Origin of the sequence: Mesorhizobium sp. M1295, from assembly GCF_040318135.1 — a bacterium.
Lineage (GTDB): Bacteria > Pseudomonadota > Alphaproteobacteria > Rhizobiales > Rhizobiaceae > Mesorhizobium.
Genome location: NZ_JAMYLU010000003.1, coordinates 243793 through 258179, shown reverse-complemented (window position 1 = coordinate 258179; position 14387 = coordinate 243793). Strand labels below are relative to the sequence as shown.

The 14387-nt window shown below is 63.3% G+C and carries 17 protein-coding genes; 9 read left to right on the top strand and 8 right to left on the bottom strand.

The features are described 5' to 3' along the window. Window positions 1-230: 230 nt before the first annotated feature. Window positions 231-854: a L,D-transpeptidase gene (locus NKH29_RS06575; protein ID WP_352591290.1), complete on the top strand. Its 624-nt coding sequence runs from the start codon at window positions 231-233 to the stop codon at window positions 852-854. Between the two features lie 157 nt (window positions 855-1011). Here NKH29_RS06575 and NKH29_RS06570 read toward each other — a convergent pair whose 3' ends face one another. From NKH29_RS06570 to NKH29_RS06560, 3 genes are all read right to left on the bottom strand, one after another. Then, the gene (locus tag NKH29_RS06570; RefSeq protein WP_352999229.1) at window positions 1012-2013 is read right to left on the bottom strand and encodes an LLM class flavin-dependent oxidoreductase; all 1002 of its coding nucleotides are present in this window, start codon (window positions 2011-2013) and stop codon (window positions 1012-1014) included. Window positions 2014-2170: 157 nt separating this feature from the next. Continuing rightward, window positions 2171-3331 carry an AI-2E family transporter gene (locus tag NKH29_RS06565; protein WP_023718182.1) on the bottom strand — a complete coding sequence of 387 codons (1161 nt, stop codon included), beginning with the start codon at window positions 3329-3331 and terminating at the stop codon, window positions 2171-2173. 118 nt (window positions 3332-3449) lie between these two features. Further along, window positions 3450-4508 carry an LLM class flavin-dependent oxidoreductase gene (locus NKH29_RS06560; RefSeq protein WP_352999227.1) on the bottom strand — a complete coding sequence of 353 codons (1059 nt, stop codon included), beginning with the start codon at window positions 4506-4508 and terminating at the stop codon, window positions 3450-3452. A gap of 231 nt (window positions 4509-4739) precedes the next feature. On the opposite strand from NKH29_RS06560, the gene NKH29_RS06555 reads away from it, so the two are divergent. After that, on the top strand, window positions 4740-5168 hold the full coding sequence (locus NKH29_RS06555) for a DUF6481 family protein (protein ID WP_023718183.1): 429 nt from the start codon (window positions 4740-4742) through the stop codon (window positions 5166-5168). Between the two features lie 83 nt (window positions 5169-5251). Here the strand turns inward: NKH29_RS06555 and sugE are convergent, their stop codons facing one another. Together sugE and NKH29_RS06545 are read right to left on the bottom strand one after the other, a co-directional pair. Then, window positions 5252-5566 (bottom strand): quaternary ammonium compound efflux SMR transporter SugE, encoded by a 315-nt coding sequence (gene sugE / locus NKH29_RS06550; protein ID WP_352999225.1) that lies wholly within the window; start codon window positions 5564-5566, stop codon window positions 5252-5254. Window positions 5567-5719: 153 nt separating this feature from the next. Beyond that, on the bottom strand, window positions 5720-5845 hold the full coding sequence (locus NKH29_RS06545; protein WP_013528464.1) for a hypothetical protein: 126 nt from the start codon (window positions 5843-5845) through the stop codon (window positions 5720-5722). 215 nt (window positions 5846-6060) lie between these two features. Between NKH29_RS06545 and NKH29_RS06540 the strand changes: the two genes are divergently transcribed. From NKH29_RS06540 to NKH29_RS06530, 3 genes are all read left to right on the top strand, one after another. Then, the gene (locus NKH29_RS06540) at window positions 6061-6870 is read left to right on the top strand and encodes a transglutaminase-like domain-containing protein (RefSeq protein WP_023718185.1); all 810 of its coding nucleotides are present in this window, start codon (window positions 6061-6063) and stop codon (window positions 6868-6870) included. 106 nt (window positions 6871-6976) lie between these two features. Then, a complete protein-coding gene (locus NKH29_RS06535; protein WP_352548083.1) occupies window positions 6977-7939 on the top strand; it encodes a cation diffusion facilitator family transporter in 963 nt (320 codons plus the stop codon). Between the two features lie 67 nt (window positions 7940-8006). Beyond that, entirely contained in the window at window positions 8007-8411 is a 405-nt protein-coding gene (locus tag NKH29_RS06530; protein ID WP_023718187.1) for a GFA family protein, read from the top strand. Window positions 8412-8454: 43 nt separating this feature from the next. Here the strand turns inward: NKH29_RS06530 and NKH29_RS06525 are convergent, their stop codons facing one another. Beyond that, window positions 8455-9717 carry a DNA recombination protein RmuC gene (locus NKH29_RS06525; protein WP_023718188.1) on the bottom strand — a complete coding sequence of 421 codons (1263 nt, stop codon included), beginning with the start codon at window positions 9715-9717 and terminating at the stop codon, window positions 8455-8457. A gap of 103 nt (window positions 9718-9820) precedes the next feature. On the opposite strand from NKH29_RS06525, the gene def reads away from it, so the two are divergent. The 4 genes from def to truA are packed head-to-tail and all read left to right on the top strand — an operon-like array spanning window position 9821 to window position 12577. Continuing rightward, window positions 9821-10351 (top strand): peptide deformylase, encoded by a 531-nt coding sequence (gene def / locus NKH29_RS06520; protein WP_023718189.1) that lies wholly within the window; start codon window positions 9821-9823, stop codon window positions 10349-10351. A 16-nt stretch (window positions 10352-10367) separates the two neighbouring features. Continuing rightward, entirely contained in the window at window positions 10368-11297 is a 930-nt protein-coding gene (gene fmt / locus NKH29_RS06515; protein ID WP_352548109.1) for a methionyl-tRNA formyltransferase, read from the top strand. Beyond that, complete coding sequence (locus tag NKH29_RS06510) at window positions 11294-11803, top strand: GNAT family N-acetyltransferase (RefSeq protein WP_292662840.1); 510 nt, start codon at window positions 11294-11296, stop codon at window positions 11801-11803. Before fmt ends, NKH29_RS06510 begins: the two co-directional genes overlap by 4 nt. Window positions 11804-11821: 18 nt before the next feature. Continuing rightward, window positions 11822-12577, top strand: a complete 756-nt coding sequence (truA, locus tag NKH29_RS06505) for a tRNA pseudouridine(38-40) synthase TruA (protein WP_023718192.1) — start codon at window positions 11822-11824, stop codon at window positions 12575-12577. Here truA and NKH29_RS06500 read toward each other — a convergent pair. Both NKH29_RS06500 and dapE read right to left on the bottom strand, forming a co-directional pair. Next, complete coding sequence (locus tag NKH29_RS06500) at window positions 12559-13167, bottom strand: hypothetical protein (RefSeq protein WP_023718193.1); 609 nt, start codon at window positions 13165-13167, stop codon at window positions 12559-12561. The two genes, truA and NKH29_RS06500, sit on opposite strands and share 19 nt — an antisense overlap. Window positions 13168-13169: 2 nt before the next feature. Continuing rightward, entirely contained in the window at window positions 13170-14369 is a 1200-nt protein-coding gene (gene dapE, locus NKH29_RS06495) for a succinyl-diaminopimelate desuccinylase (RefSeq protein WP_023718194.1), read from the bottom strand. Window positions 14370-14387 lie beyond the last annotated feature (18 nt).

The window sequence follows — 14387 nt, the reverse complement described above, 5'->3', positions numbered from 1 at the left end:
GTAATGCCGGACGGACAGCGCTCCCTCTGTCCTGCCGACCCCGGCCCTTTCGCAGCCGCTACGGGCGTTCGTCGTTCGAAAACCGAGCAATTGAAGGACGCGGCGCTGATCGAGCCAAGTGGCCAACAATCAGCCCGCCGACAAGCAGGAAAATCTTGGCAATCGAAGCATGTCGGATTAGGAATATGACGAGATGCGGCTGATCGCTCACACGGGCGCCGGCTTGAGTCATGCGCGTGAAATCGATCCTAATCGGGCTGGTACTTGCTGGGATGGTCGCATTCTTCGGCTGCACCACCGGCGGCGCATTAAAGACTTTCCCCTCGGCCTATGGCGGCCTCACCGACGCCGGTTTTCGCGTTCCGCCGGTTCCGATCTACAAGGTTGACCAAAAGTTCCTTCGGCAGACAGTGCCTTATGCGACTGAAGAGGCGCCTGGCACCATCATTGTCGATACAGGAGCGAAGTTCCTCTACTACGTGTTGGGAGACGGTCAGGCGCTGCGCTACGGAATCGGCGTTGGCAAGGCGGGCTTCGAGTGGCATGGCACTGCTCACGTTGCGAGGAAGCGCGAATGGCCGGATTGGAGCGCGCCGTCTGCGATGATCGTGCGCGAGCAGAAGCGGGGCCGCATCATACCGGCTCATATGGAGGGCGGACTCATGAACCCGCTCGGGGCGCGGGCGCTCTATCTTTTCAACGAGAAAGGTGACACTGGATATCGCCTGCACGGTAGCCCTGAATGGTGGTCCATCGGCAAAGCTGTGTCGGCGGGCTGCATTCGCCTCATGAACCAGGACATCATCGATCTCTATAACCGCTCCACAATCGGCACCAAGGTGATCGTCATTTAGTAGACGCCGCGTTTCCGTCTAACAGACGAGCATGACGGATCGAAAACTCTCCGCGTAAAGCGCGCGAACTGTTCGCGATGTCTTCGCACACCTGTTCGCGATGTTCCCTGCCTAAGGCCGGCCTTGCCCGCAACAGTGCCAAGTGGCGAACCAGCTCTCAGGCAGCTTCCGACAGCGATTTGTGGGCGTCGATCAGGATCTCGAACGAGCGCACCCGCGCCGCATGGTCGAAAATCTGCGCTGTGACCATCAGTTCGTCGGCGCCGGTGCGGCGCACGAATGCCTCGATGCCTTGCCTGACCGTTTCGGGGGAGCCGACGACAGCGCAGGAAAGCGCCTGGCCGAGCATGGTCTTGGCCATTGGATCGAGGTCGCGCTCATATCCTTCGACCGGCGGCGGCAATCGGCCGGGCCGGCCGGTGCGCAGATTGACGAAGGCCTGCTGCAGCGAGGTGAACAACAGCCGCGCCTCGGCATTGGAAGGAGCAGCGAAGACATTGAGGCCGAGCATCACATAGGGCTTGTCGAGCTGCTCCGAAGGCTGGAAGCGCGAGCGGTAGATCTCCAGCGCATGGTCGAGCTCGGCCGGCGCAAAATGCGAAGCGAAGGCGTAGGGCAGGCCGAGCATGGCGGCAAGCTGCGCGCCGTAGAGGCTGGAGCCGAGAATCCAGATCGGCACCTTTTCGCCTTCGCCGGGCACCGCGCGGATGCGTTGGCCGTCTTCGGCTGGCTGGAAGTAACCGATCAGCTCGACGACGTCCTGCGGGAAATTGTCGGCGCCAGCGTCGAGGTTGCGGCGCAGCGCCCGTGCCGTGGGCATGTCGGTGCCGGGCGCCCGGCCGAGGCCGAGATCGATGCGGCCAGGATGCAGAGCGTTGAGCGTGCCGAATTGCTCGGCGATGACAAGTGGCGAATGATTGGGCAGCATGACGCCGCCGGCGCCGACGCGTATCGTCTTGGTGCCGCCGGCAACGTGGGCGATGACTACCGAAGTGGCGGCGCTGGCGATGCCGGGCATGTTGTGATGCTCAGCCAGCCAGTAGCGCTTATATCCCAGCCGCTCGGCATGACGGGCGAGATCGAGCGAATTGGCGAGCGACTGCGAAGCATTGCTACCTTCGACGATCGGCGACAGGTCGAGAACGGAAAGAGCGGTCATCGGCGGGGATTCCTGTGGACCGGACGGATGTAGGAAGCCGTTGCCGGGGCGGCAAATTCAAAATGTTGATAGAGCGCTGTGCGCCCGACGGATGTGCAACCGATGCAAGGTCGTTGATATGCACACCAATCAGTGACGCTTTTGGGCTCTTAAGCCGCTACCTTTTTGGCTCGGAAATCTCTTCATCCTCGATTACCGCCGTGTGCTGCGCCGCGAGGAAATTGCCGACATGGCTGAGACCGTCGAAATGATCGCAGAATACCTTGATGACGACCAGCAGCGGCACCGCCATCAGCGCGCCGACGAAACCCCATAGCCACGACCAGAAGGCGATGGCGATCAGGATCGCCACGGCGTTGATTTCGAGACGGCGGCCGACCACCGTCGGCGTCACGAACTGGCCTTCGACGACGTCGCATAAGAGGACGAAGGCCGGCGCCAGCAGCGCATAGGAAATCGTGTCGAAGCTGATCAGCGCGATGATCGTGACCAGCGTGATGGTGGTCAGCGCCCCGATATAGGGCAGGAAATTGAGCAAGGCCGCTGCCGCGCCCCAGACCTGCGCGTTGGGCACGCCGAGTGCCCACAGGCCGAGCCCGATGACCACGCCGAGACATGTATTGATGACCGTGACAGTAAGCAGATAGTGCGAGATTTCACGCTCGACGTCATAGACTACGCGCAGCGCCCGCTTCTTTTCGCTTAGACTGGGGAAGGACTGGACGATCTTTTCATAGAACATCGTGCCCGAGGCGAGCAGGAACAGCGACAGGACGAAGACGATGGTGACGCTGGCGCCGGCCGACAGCACATTGCCGGCGGCCTGCGAGAGAATACCCGATGGCGCCATCGCCACCCTCTGAACGCCCGGCTCCTGGGACGTCTGTGTCAGGCCCTCGATCTGGCGCGAAATCTCCACGATCCGTTCGAACGGACGGCGCAGTTGTGCCAGACGTTCGGTAAGCTGCTGGCCGATCGTCGAGGTGTTGTTGATGAGGTCGATGACCGGGCCGCTGAGCAGATATCCCGCGACGGCGACGAGGCAAAACGAAAGCAGCACCAGCAGTGTCGCCGAAATGACATCGGGCATGCCATGCTTGCGCAGGAAGCGAACGATCGGCGTCAGCGTCAGCGCCAGCAGAAAAGCCAGAATGACCGGCATGAAGAAGGCGCGGGCGAAGTAAAGCGCGTAGATCGCCATGAGGATGAAGATGCCGACGAGCAGCGAACGCATCAGATGCGCATCCGCCCGCGCCTCGACGCGCGAATCCGGGCTTTCGGCAGCGCTTGCGCCCGAAGCGGCGGGTTCGGCCTTCATTCTGACCCTCGGCGGCACACCGCGATTGGTGTAGACCGTTGGCGAAAACGCCTCTGCGGCTTCAAGGTTCCGTTAGCCGGCGTCACCGGCAAGGCCGCCTCGCGGCTTTGCTGGTGAATCAGGCAACCGGCGCTGCCGCGGCGACGGCCTTCGCAGTTTCCCGGCGCACGATCGGCGCCACCTTGGTGCCGTAGAGTTCGATAGCCTTCATGACCTTGGCGTGCGGCATGGTGCCGATCGCCATTTGCAGCAGGAAGCGGTCGTTGCCGAATATCCTGTGCTGGGCAATGATCTTGTGGGCCGCCTGTTCTGGATTGCCGACGAACAGGGCGCCGTTCGGGCCGCGCGATTGGTCGAAATGAGCCCGCGACGTCGGCCCCCAGCCGCGCTCGCGGCCGATGCGGTTCATCACTTCGGCCTGCGGCCTGTAGAAATCGTCGGCTGCCTGGTCGGCGGTGTCGGCGATGAAGCCGTGCACGTTGAGGCTGGTGGCAAGGCTCGCCGGATCGCGGCCGGCCCGCCTGGCTGCATCCCTGTAGATGTCGAACAGTGGTGCAAACCGCGCCGGTTCGCCGCCGATGATCGCCAGAGCCAGCGGCAACCCGAGTACGCCAGCCCGCGCCGCCGATTGCGGCGTACCACCGATCGCGATCCAGATCGGCAATTTGTCCTGAAAGGGCCGGGGATAGACGCCGCGATCGTTGATCGGCGCGCGCAGACTGCCCGACCAGGTCACCTTGACATGATCACGGATGGCGAGCAGCAGGTCGAGCTTCTCGGCAAAGAGCTCGTCATAGTCTTCGAGATTATAGCCGAACAGCGGAAAGGATTCGATGAACGAGCCGCGCCCGGCCATGATCTCGGCCCGGCCGCCGGACAGAAGATCGAGGGTGGCAAACTGCTGAAAGACGCGCACCGGATCGTCGGAGGACAAAACGGTGACCGCGCTGGTCAGCCTTATGCGCTTGGTTCGTTCGGCAGCCGCCGCCAGCGCCACCACCGGAGCGGAGGCAGCATAGTCGGGACGGTGGTGCTCGCCGAGACCAAAGACGTCCAGCCCGACCTGATCGGCGAGCTCGATCTCCTCGATCAGGTTGCGCAGCCGCTCATGCGCACCGATCGCACCGGGACCCGGTTCCGGGCTGACGTCAGCGAAGGTGTAGAGACCGAGTTCCATAGTGGTGTCATCCTAGCGTTTTGTCTTGGCGCTACAGGTAGCGATCAGTCCGCTGCGCCGCCAGAGGCCTGGATGGTGAACAGTGCGGGTGGCTTTCAGCCGAATTCGATCGAAATGGCGTCTCCCGGTTGCAACAGATCAGAATTTCATGGCTGGCATACCGTTTTGGCGCTTGAACTCTCGGTTTTCACGCGTATGTAAGCCTCGCAAATTGACTCTAGGGAAGTGGACTTGGCTATCTACAGGGAAAAAGACGTTTTCGAGCGGCGCAATGCCGCAAACGAGGCAAAGAAGGCGCTTCTGGAGCGCTTCAAGGCAAAGCCGGCGGCAGATGATCCAGCGGTGCTGGCACGACAGGCCGAGCGCAAGGCAATCCTCGAGGCCCGCGCGATACGCGAGGCCGAAAAGGCCAGGCTGAAGCAGGAAAAGCTGGCGCGCGAAGCGGCCGAAAAGGCCGAGCGCGAGGCAGCTGCCGAAGCGGCACGCATTGCCGCCGAAGAGGCAGCACAGGCCGAAGCGAAGATCCGGGAAGCTGAAGAGAACGAGCGCATCGCCCGTTTTCTTGCCGACGAGGCCGAACGCAAGGCCAAGCGTGACGCACGCTATGCCGCGCGCAAGCAGCGCACCGGCAGGACGCCGCCCGGCTTCTCCGCCCGATAGCGCCTTCCGGCGCTGATCAGCCGAATTCAAGAATCAGGGCCGCCTTGCAGCGGCCCTGAAGGCGTTTGGTCTGTCGGGCCGACTTAAGCCGCGAGCTTCAGTCCCATAATGCCGCAAACGATGAGCGCGATGCAGGCCAGCCTGATCGCGGTCGCCGGCTCCCCGAGCAGCCATATCCCCAACAGCGCCGTGCCGACGGTGCCGATGCCGGTCCATACCGCATAGGCTGTGCCGACCGGCAGTGCCTTCAGCGCCAGGCCGAGCAAGGTCAGGCTGACAATCATCGAGGCTACCGTCAGGACGGTTGGCAGCGGCTTCGAGAATCCGTCGGTGTATCTTAGGCCGATCCCCCAGCCGATCTCGAACAGGCCGGCGAAGAACAGGAAAATCCACGACATCGGAACGCTCCGTTTCGATGGCTCCCGGCCGATCTCTTGAAAGCGCAAAAACTATCTTCGCCGCATCCATATGGGATGCTCGTGCGCTTAATGAACAACAATACCGGCCGCATTTGCGGCCGGTTGAAATAAGCCAAAACGGTAGCTGCGGCCCTACTTGTCCTTCAGCTTCATCGCCTTCACCGGCGGTGCCTTCAGGGCCGGCGCCGGAGCGGGTTTCTTCGCGTCCTTCTTCGGCTTGCGGGCTTCCTTGCCTGCCTTCATCGCACCTTTAGCCATGATTCGTTCCTCCGGTTGATGTCTGGCGAAGTGAAACAAGAGAAAACGCTAGACTGCAAGAGGCCGCTGCCGTGCAGTCGCCTTGGCCGATGGCTGTCAACCGGTTTCTAATTCCCTCGTAAACCGCAGCGGTCCGTGCGATGGTCCTCTTCGCACTGCAGCATCAGCCCTTGCGTTTCGCCGGCTGATGATCGCGCAGTCCGGTCAGGACGACAATGCGGATCCACATCGGTTGCCAGATGAGCTTCGACTTCCCGCAGGAAACACCGCTGATCGCGATGCTCAACGTCCATTATTCGCGCGCATCCGATCTCGAGCGGCCGGACTTCCTGACGTCGAACCCGCCGGTGCCGATCGAAAGCTATCGCGACAGTTTCGGCAATTGGTGCAACCGTCTCGTTGCGCCGGCCGGGCGCTTTGCGTTCGGCACGGACGCGGTCATCCGCGACCCCGGCTCCTTCGAGACGCGCGAGCTGACGGCATGGCAGCATGAGGTGCGCGATCTGCCGTCGGAGACGCTGCTGTTCCTGCTGCCCAGCCGCTATTGCGAGAGCGACGTGCTGGCGAACGAAGCCTGGCGGCTGTTCGGCAATACCCCGCTCGGCATCCCGCGCGTCCAGGCGGTCTGCGACTTCGTCCATAACCATATCGTCTTCAACTATTTCAATGCACGGCCGACACGCACCGCAGCCGAAGCCTATCGCGAGCAGAGTGGTGTGTGCCGCGACTTTGCCCACCTCGCAGTCGCCTTCTGCCGCGCCCTGAACATCCCGACCCGCTACTGCACCGGTTATATCAGCGATATCGGCCTGCCAAAGCCGTGGTCGGACATGGATTTCGCCGCCTGGATGGAGGTTTATCTCGGGGGCCGCTGGCACGCGTTCGACCCGCGCAACAACGCGCCGCGCATCGGCCGCATCCTGATTGCCTCCGGACGCGATGCCGCCGATGTCCCACTCACCCACATTTTTGGACCGGGCGCGCTGGCTGGCTTCAAGGTCTGGACGGAGGAGGTCATCGAATAGCCTCTCGCGCTGCCCTTTTGAACAACTCGACACTTCGGGCGTTGTTCGAGCTGTGGAGCGTGGGCGTGCTCCGCTAATCTCGGTGCATCAACCAAGGCAGCACACCATGGCGGCGCATGGCGGGTCGAAAAAAGTGATCTATGCGGCGCTCGCCGGCAATCTTGCGATCGCCCTGACCAAATTCGCCGCTGCCTTGTTCACGGGCAGCTCGGCAATGCTCTCGGAAGGCGTCCACTCGCTCGTCGATACCGGCAATGGCAGCCTGCTGCTTTACGGCATGCACCGCGCCGCCCGGCCGGCCGATCGGACGCATCCGCTAGGCCATGGTCGCGAGCTGTATTTCTGGAGCTTCATCGTCGCGCTCCTCGTCTTTGCACTGGGCGCCGGCATATCGTTCTACGAAGGCGTGACGCACATCATGGCGCCGGAGCCGATTGCCAACGCAAAGGTGAACTACGCTGTACTTGGCCTTTCCTTCCTGTTCGAAGGCACCTCCTGGCTGGTGGCGCTGAACGAGTTCCGCCACCAAAAAGGCAGCCACGGCTGGCTCGAGGCGGTGCAGCTCAGCAAGGACCCGAGTGTCTACACCGTACTCTTCGAGGACAGCGCGGCACTTCTCGGCCTCGTTGTCGCCTTCGCCGGCATATTGGCGGCGGAACTGCTGGACATGCCGAAGCTCGACGGCGCCGCGTCGATCGGCATCGCGCTGATCCTGGGCGCGACCGCGATCTTCCTGGCCCGCGAAAGCAAGAGCCTGCTGCTCGGCGAGCCGGCCTCGCCCGAGGTGCAAATGAAAGTGCTGGCCATTGTCCAGCAGGACCCGGCGGTGCAGCGGGCAAATGGCGTACTGACGCTCCATATGGGGCCTCAGGAGATCGTCGCCGCTCTGAGCATCGAGTTCGAGGACCACTTGTCGGCGCCCGAGATAGAGACCTGCGTCGAACGCCTCGAGACACGGCTGAAGGCGGAGATGCCGGAGGTCACGCGCCTGTTCGTCAAGCCGCAGACCACCGGCACCTGGGAACGGCGGAGCAAGGCCTTGGCGGCGTCCGGAGGGGAGCCGGCCTGAGGAAAATGGCTGCGCCATCGGGCAGTCCCGGTTATGATTGCGCGCAAAAGCTCCAGGAGGAACGAAGATGAAAATCGACGGCGGGTGTCATTGCGGCGCCATTACTTACGAGGCCGAGGTCGATCCGGAAAAGACCACCATTTGTCACTGCGTCGATTGTCAGAAGCTAACCGGAACGGCCTTTCGCGTCACCGTGCCGGCGTCCGAGGACAATTACACGATCACCAAGGGCGCGCCGAAAATCTACATCAAGACCGGTTCGAGTGGTGCCAAGCGCGCTCAGGCATTTTGCGGTGAGTGCGGCTCGCATCTCTACGCCACGTCGGCGGGCGCGGGACCGAAGGTTTACGGCATCAGGGTCGGCACGGCATGGCAGCGCGATCAACTGGTGCCGAGAAAGCAGATCTGGCATCGCTCGGCGCTGCATTGGCTGCCGGAATTCGAAGGCACAACAATCATCGAGGAGCAGTAGCGCCAGACCGGGCGAAGCCTCGGCTCCGGTTCCGGCGTAGCTCTCAATCGTCGCCTTCGACGACCCTTAGCCTCAGCTGCCCGGTTTTCGAATCGGCAACACGCGCGCTGCTTTCCGCTTTTGCTCCGCTGCCATTCGACCCAGCGGTGTCCTCCGCCGGCTGCACGCCAAACTCCAGCGCCTCGATCTTTTGTCCGCGCCTGGTCACCTTCGATGTCGAGACGAGGATGTCCTCGATATCCTTGGCCGATTGACCGAAATGCGTCTGCAATTTGCGCACCCGCTCGTCGAGCCGAGAGACGTCTTCCATCAGCCGGATGACCTCGCCCTGGATCAGGTGCGCCTGCTCGCGCATACGGGCATCCTTGAGGATCGCCTGGATGACCTGGATCGACAGCATCAAAAGCGATGGCGAGACGATGACGATCCGCGATCGATGCGCCTTTTGGACAACGGCCTCGAAATTCTCGTGGATTTCGGCGAACACCGATTCCGAGGGCACGAACATGAAGGCAGTGTCCTGCGTCTCGCCCTGGATCAGGTATTTTTCGGAAATATCCCGGACATGCACCTCGATGTCGCGGCGGAAAGCCTGAGCGGCGGACTTCTGCAGGTCGGCGCCTTCGGCGGCACGGATGGCATTCCAGGCCTCGAGTGGAAACTTTGCATCGATGGCAAGCGACGGTGCGCCGTTCGGCATCTTCACCAGGCAGTCGGGCCGGCTGCCATTCGACAAGGTCGCCTGGAATTCATAGGCGCCGTGGGGCAATCCGTCGGCGACGATGGCTTCCATACGCGACTGGCCGAAGGCGCCGCGCGTCTGCTTGTTGGAAAGGATCGCCTGCAATTGCACGACCTGGCCGGCCAGCGACTGGATGTTGCCTTGCGCGATATCGATGACCGCCAGCCGCTCCTGCAGCTTGGCGAGGCTCTCATGCGTCGATCTCGTCTGCTCGGTCATGGTCTGGCCGAGGCGGCCGGTCATGGCGTCGAGGCGCTGGCCGATCGACTGGGTCAGTTCGGCCTGACGCGCCCCGAACACTTCGGCGATAGCGCCCATACGGCCCTGCATTTCCGCCTGGCTTGCCAAGATGCCGGCCATCCGCACCTCGGCGTCGCGGGCGTGGTCGGCGGCTTCGGCGGCCGCCATTGCACGCGCCTTGGCCGATCGCCAGAGCGCAATGACGAGCGCCACGAACAGGCCGAGGAACAGCATTGCGCCGAAACCCAGGGCATGGCCGAGCGTGATCGTGGTGGCGCCGAGGCGGGCGACAGGTTCGGACAGGATGGTGGCCAGATCGTTCATGCCGACAGCATAGATGATTCGGTCTGGCGGCACAGATCAAAACGTGAACGACCAGAAGGCGTCCCGGTTGACGCTTTTCCTGCGAGGTCTTAGGTGAGACGCCATGTCGATCAAGCCGCTTATCATCCTCCCCGATCCCGTCCTGCGTCAGGTTTCAAAACCGGTCGAGCGTGTCGACGGTGATTTGCGTAAACTGGCCGGCGACATGCTGGACACCATGTATGACGCGCCCGGCATCGGCCTCGCGGCGATCCAGGTCGGCGAACCCTTGCGCTTGCTGGTGATCGACCTCGCCAAGGAGGACGAGACGCCGGCACCGCACGTCTTCATCAATCCCGAAATCCTCGACAGCTCCGACCAGCGTTCGGTCTACGAGGAAGGCTGCCTGTCGATCCCGGATTACTATGCCGAGGTCGAGCGTCCGGCAGCGGTGCGGGTGAAGTATCTCGATCGCGACGGCAAGCTGCAGGAGATCGAGGCCGAGGGGCTGATGGCGACCTGCCTGCAGCATGAGATCGACCACCTAAACGGCGTGCTGTTCATCGACCACATCTCCAAGCTGAAGCGCGACATGGTGGTCAAGAAATTCAAGAAGCTCGCCAGGGACAAGGCGCCGGGCAAGATGGTGGGATAGGGGTCGACGAATGCCCCTGCGTGTCATCTTCATGGGTACGCCCGAATTCTCCGTGCAGACGCTGCGAGCGATCGCCGGGGCAGGGCATGAATTGGCAGCCGTCTACACGCAGCCGCCGCGCGCCGCAGGCCGGCGCGGGCTCGAGCTGACGCCGTCGCCGGTGCAGCGTGAGGCGGAGCGGCTTGGCATCGAGGTGCGGTCGCCGGTGTCGCTGAAGAGCGAGGCGGAGCAGCAGGCGTTCCGCACCTTGCGCGCCGATGTCGCCGTGGTCGTCGCCTACGGGCTGCTTCTGCCCAAACCTATTCTCGAGGCGCCGCGGCTCGGTTGCCTCAATGGCCACGCATCGCTATTGCCGCGCTGGCGCGGCGCTGCCCCTATCCAGCGCGCCATCATGGCCGGCGATACCGAGACGGGCATGATGGTGATGCGGATGGAGGAAGGCCTCGACACCGGGCCTGTGGCAATGGTTGAAAAATGCGCCATTGGACCGGACATGACGGCCGGCGATCTGCACGACCGGCTGATGATCCTGGGTGCTGCGCTGATGGTGCAAGCGCTCGAACGGCTCGAGCGGAATACGCTGACATTTACCACACAGGCGGAGGTGGGGGTGACCTACGCCAAGAAAATCGATAAATCGGAGACTCGCATAGACTGGCTGCGACCTGCCGGCGACGTGCACAACCAGATTCGCGGCCTATCGCCCTTTCCCGGTGCATGGTGCGAGGCCGAAATCGGCGGCCGCATGGAACGGCTGAAACTGCTTCGCTCGACGCTCTCGCAAGGCGCCGGCGAACCGGGAGGAATTCTCGATGACCGGCTGACGGTTGCCTGCGGGTCAGGCGCGATCAGGCTGGTCGAAGTTCAACGTGCGGGCGGAAGGCCCATTGCCGCGCAGGAGTTTCTGCGCGGGGCCAAGCTCGAAAAAGGGATGAAATTGTCATGAGCATGATGTCCATACGCGCGGCGACGCCGCGGGACCGCGAGGCGATCCGCCTTGTCGAAGAACACGCATTCGGCCAGCAGGCGGAGGCCGGACTGGTCGACGCGCTGGTCACCGGCGGTGATGCCGTCGTCGAACTGGTGGCGGACGAAGACGGGCAAGTGGTCGGCCATATCCTGTTTTCACGGCTCTTCGTGCAGAATGGCGGCAAGAGCTTCCCGGCAGTCGCGCTGGCGCCGCTGGCAGTCGAGCCGTCGTTCCACGGCACCGGCATCGGCGGTGCCCTGGTCCGCGAGGCTCATATCCGCCTGAAAGCCGCCGGCGAGACGCTCGCTGTGGTGCTCGGCGATCCGGCCTACTATGGCCGCTTCGGCTACAGCCGCGCCCGTGCAGCGAAATTCGAGAGCGACTACCAAGGCGAGGCTTTGCAGGCGCTTGCCTGGGGCGAGGCGCCGGAGACCGGCAGGCTGGTCTACGCCTCGGCCTTCGGCTCAGCCCTCGCCGCCTGATTTCGCCTCGATCCGGGAATGCCGCGTTTTCGCCTCGACATCGAATATGACGGCAGTCTCTTTGCCGGCTGGCAACGCCAGGCCAATCAGCCTTCGGTGCAGCAGGCGATCGAGCAGGCGATCGAGAAGTTCTGCGGCGAGCAGGTCTCTCTGCGCGCCGCCGGCCGCACCGATGCCGGTGTCCATGCGACCGCTCAGGTGGCGCATGTCGATCTGGTCAAGGCATGGCCCGGCGACAAGGTGCGCGACGCCGTCAACGCGCATCTGCAAGCGGCCAAGGCGCACATCGCCATCCTGAAGGCCGCCGTCGTGCCGGATGGCTTCGATGCGCGTTTCTCGGCGATCGGCCGCCACTATCTCTACCGTATCGTCAACCGCCGCGCGCCAGCAGCGCTCGACAAGGGTAAGATCTGGTGGGTACCGAAGCAGCTCGATGCCGCCGCCATGCACGAAGCGGCAAAAGTGCTGCTTGGCCGGCATGATTTCACCACCTTCCGCTCGACCCAGTGCCAAGCCACCAGCCCGGTCCGCACGCTCGACCGGCTGGATGTCAGCCGGGCGGGCGATTTCATCGAAGTCCGCGCTTCGGCGCGGTCATTCCTGCACAACCAGGTGCGCTCGATGGTCGGCTCGCTCAAACGTGTCGGCGAAGGCGGCTGGGCCATTGCCGACCTCAAGGCCGCGCTCGAGGCGCGCGACCGTGCGGCCTGCGGTCAGGTGGCGCCGCCCGACGGGCTGTTTCTAGTCGGCGTCGATTATCCGACGCCTGGCTGATCCGGCACGCTGATACCGAGCAGCGCCTGCAGGCCGAACAGGACGATCAGCGACGCCACGAACATGCCGGCAAAAACAGCGCTGCCGACAGCCGCACCCCTGCCGATGGCAACGTTGGTCATCCGCCAGGTCAATACCATTGACAGCGCGAACAGCAGCAGCGACACCAGCCCGGAGACTTCGTTGGCCGATGTCAGGAAAAGCCGGATCAACGCCGATGGCAGCATCATCCAGGCGATGATCGCCGAGGCCCAGTTGCTGGCGACGACATAATGGACGAAACGGCTGCCGACGCCGACCCGCGGCGCGACCAGGGCCAGGCCGATGAGCGGCAGCACCCAGGCGCCGATATCGACGGTGGCCAGCCGGATCAACATGCTGAAACGGCCGACGAATGCGTCGGGATCGCCGATCTCGTTGGCAATGCCGACCCAGCCGACGATCAATGCCGGCGCCGCGACGACGATGGCAAAAAAGGAGTTCCAGAAACCGTCCGCCGAAAGGTCGAGCAGGCGAAATCCGTCGGCCTTGCCGAGCATCAGCCGCCAGGCGCCGGCAAGCGAAGCATAGGTTTCATCCGCTGAAAGCATCACTAGGATATGTCCTGCGCAAACCAGTCTTCAACGAAGCGCAGATAAATCTGCGTCAGCGTCTCGAGATCGGCAATCGCCACACGTTCGTCGACCATGTGCATGGTCTTGCCGACCAGGCCGAATTCGACCACCGGACAATAATCCTTGATAAAGCGGGCATCGGAGGTGCCGCCGGAGGTGGAGAGCGCCGGCTTCCTGCCGGTCACCGCTTTGACCGAACCGCCAAGCGTCTCGATCAGCCTGTCGTCGCGTGTCAGGAAAACATGGCACGGCCCGTCGCGCCAGACGATCTCGTAGTCGACCGGCGTCTTCTTGCCGGCGCGGTATTTCTTGCGTTTCGCCGCCCGGTCGAGGCGGTTGTGGATCTCGGCCTGGATCGTCTCGGCGGTCCATGTGTCGTTGAAGCGGATATTGAAGGTAGCTGCTGCCTTCGCCGGGATGACGTTGGTGGCGGGATTGCCGACATCGATGGAGGTCACCTCAAGATTCGTCGGCTGGAAATCCCTTGTTCCGTTGTCGAAGACGGGGTGCAGCAAGGCGTCGACCAGCGTCACCAGGCCGCGCACCGGATTGTCGGCTAGCTGCGGATAGGCGGCGTGGCCCTGGCGGCCGTTGACGACGACCGTGCCCGATAGCGAGCCGCGCCGGCCGATCTTGATCATATCGCCAAGCGCGTCGGGATTGGTAGGCTCGCCGACGATCGAGGCATCCCATTTCTCGCCTTTGGCGGCCGCCCATTCGAGCAGCTTCGTCGTGCCGTTGATCGCCGGGCCTTCCTCATCGCCGGTTATCAGCAGCGAGACCGACCCCTTCGGGCCGCCCTTCTGCTCGACATGTCGCGCCACCGCCGCGACGAAACAAGCAATGCCGCCCTTCATGTCGACGGCGCCGCGGCCGAACATCTCGCCATTGGCGATCTCGGCGCCAAAGGGCGGGTGCGTCCAGGCTGCCTCGTCGCCCACCGGCACCACGTCGGTATGGCCGGCAAACATCAGATGCGGGCCATTGCCGGAACGCCGCGCGTAAAGGTTCTCGATGTCCGGTGTGCCGGCTTCGGAAAACACCGGTCGCTCGACCGCAAAGCCGAGCGGCTTCAACATCGCCTCCAGCGCGCGCAGCGCACCGCCTTCGGCGGGCGTCACGGAAGCACAGCGGATGAGTGCAGCGAGATTTCTAACCGGATCGGTAGGCAGCATCATGGGCAAAAGCGATAGTCG

What these genes read in the sequence shown, in the direction of transcription:
- NKH29_RS06575 (WP_352591290.1), top strand. Translation starts at nt 231, where the DNA reads ATGCGCGTGAAATCGATCCTAATCGGGCTGGTACTTGCTGGGATGGTC.
- NKH29_RS06530 (WP_023718187.1), top strand. Translation starts at nt 8,007, where the DNA reads ATGAAAATCGACGGCGGGTGTCATTGCGGCGCCATTACTTACGAGGCC.
- NKH29_RS06500 (WP_023718193.1), bottom strand. Translation starts at nt 13,167, where the DNA reads ATGCTTTCAGCGGATGAAACCTATGCTTCGCTTGCCGGCGCCTGGCGG.
- NKH29_RS06565 (WP_023718182.1), bottom strand. Translation starts at nt 3,331, where the DNA reads ATGAAGGCCGAACCCGCCGCTTCGGGCGCAAGCGCTGCCGAAAGCCCG.
- def (WP_023718189.1), top strand. Translation starts at nt 9,821, where the DNA reads ATGTCGATCAAGCCGCTTATCATCCTCCCCGATCCCGTCCTGCGTCAG.
- NKH29_RS06525 (WP_023718188.1), bottom strand. Translation starts at nt 9,717, where the DNA reads ATGAACGATCTGGCCACCATCCTGTCCGAACCTGTCGCCCGCCTCGGC.
- sugE (WP_352999225.1), bottom strand. Translation starts at nt 5,566, where the DNA reads ATGTCGTGGATTTTCCTGTTCTTCGCCGGCCTGTTCGAGATCGGCTGG.
- NKH29_RS06570 (WP_352999229.1), bottom strand. Translation starts at nt 2,013, where the DNA reads ATGACCGCTCTTTCCGTTCTCGACCTGTCGCCGATCGTCGAAGGTAGC.
- dapE (WP_023718194.1), bottom strand. Translation starts at nt 14,369, where the DNA reads ATGATGCTGCCTACCGATCCGGTTAGAAATCTCGCTGCACTCATCCGC.
- truA (WP_023718192.1), top strand. Translation starts at nt 11,822, where the DNA reads ATGCCGCGTTTTCGCCTCGACATCGAATATGACGGCAGTCTCTTTGCC.
- NKH29_RS06510 (WP_292662840.1), top strand. Translation starts at nt 11,294, where the DNA reads ATGAGCATGATGTCCATACGCGCGGCGACGCCGCGGGACCGCGAGGCG.
- NKH29_RS06535 (WP_352548083.1), top strand. Translation starts at nt 6,977, where the DNA reads ATGGCGGCGCATGGCGGGTCGAAAAAAGTGATCTATGCGGCGCTCGCC.
- NKH29_RS06560 (WP_352999227.1), bottom strand. Translation starts at nt 4,508, where the DNA reads ATGGAACTCGGTCTCTACACCTTCGCTGACGTCAGCCCGGAACCGGGT.
- NKH29_RS06540 (WP_023718185.1), top strand. Translation starts at nt 6,061, where the DNA reads ATGCGGATCCACATCGGTTGCCAGATGAGCTTCGACTTCCCGCAGGAA.
- NKH29_RS06545 (WP_013528464.1), bottom strand. Translation starts at nt 5,845, where the DNA reads ATGGCTAAAGGTGCGATGAAGGCAGGCAAGGAAGCCCGCAAGCCGAAG.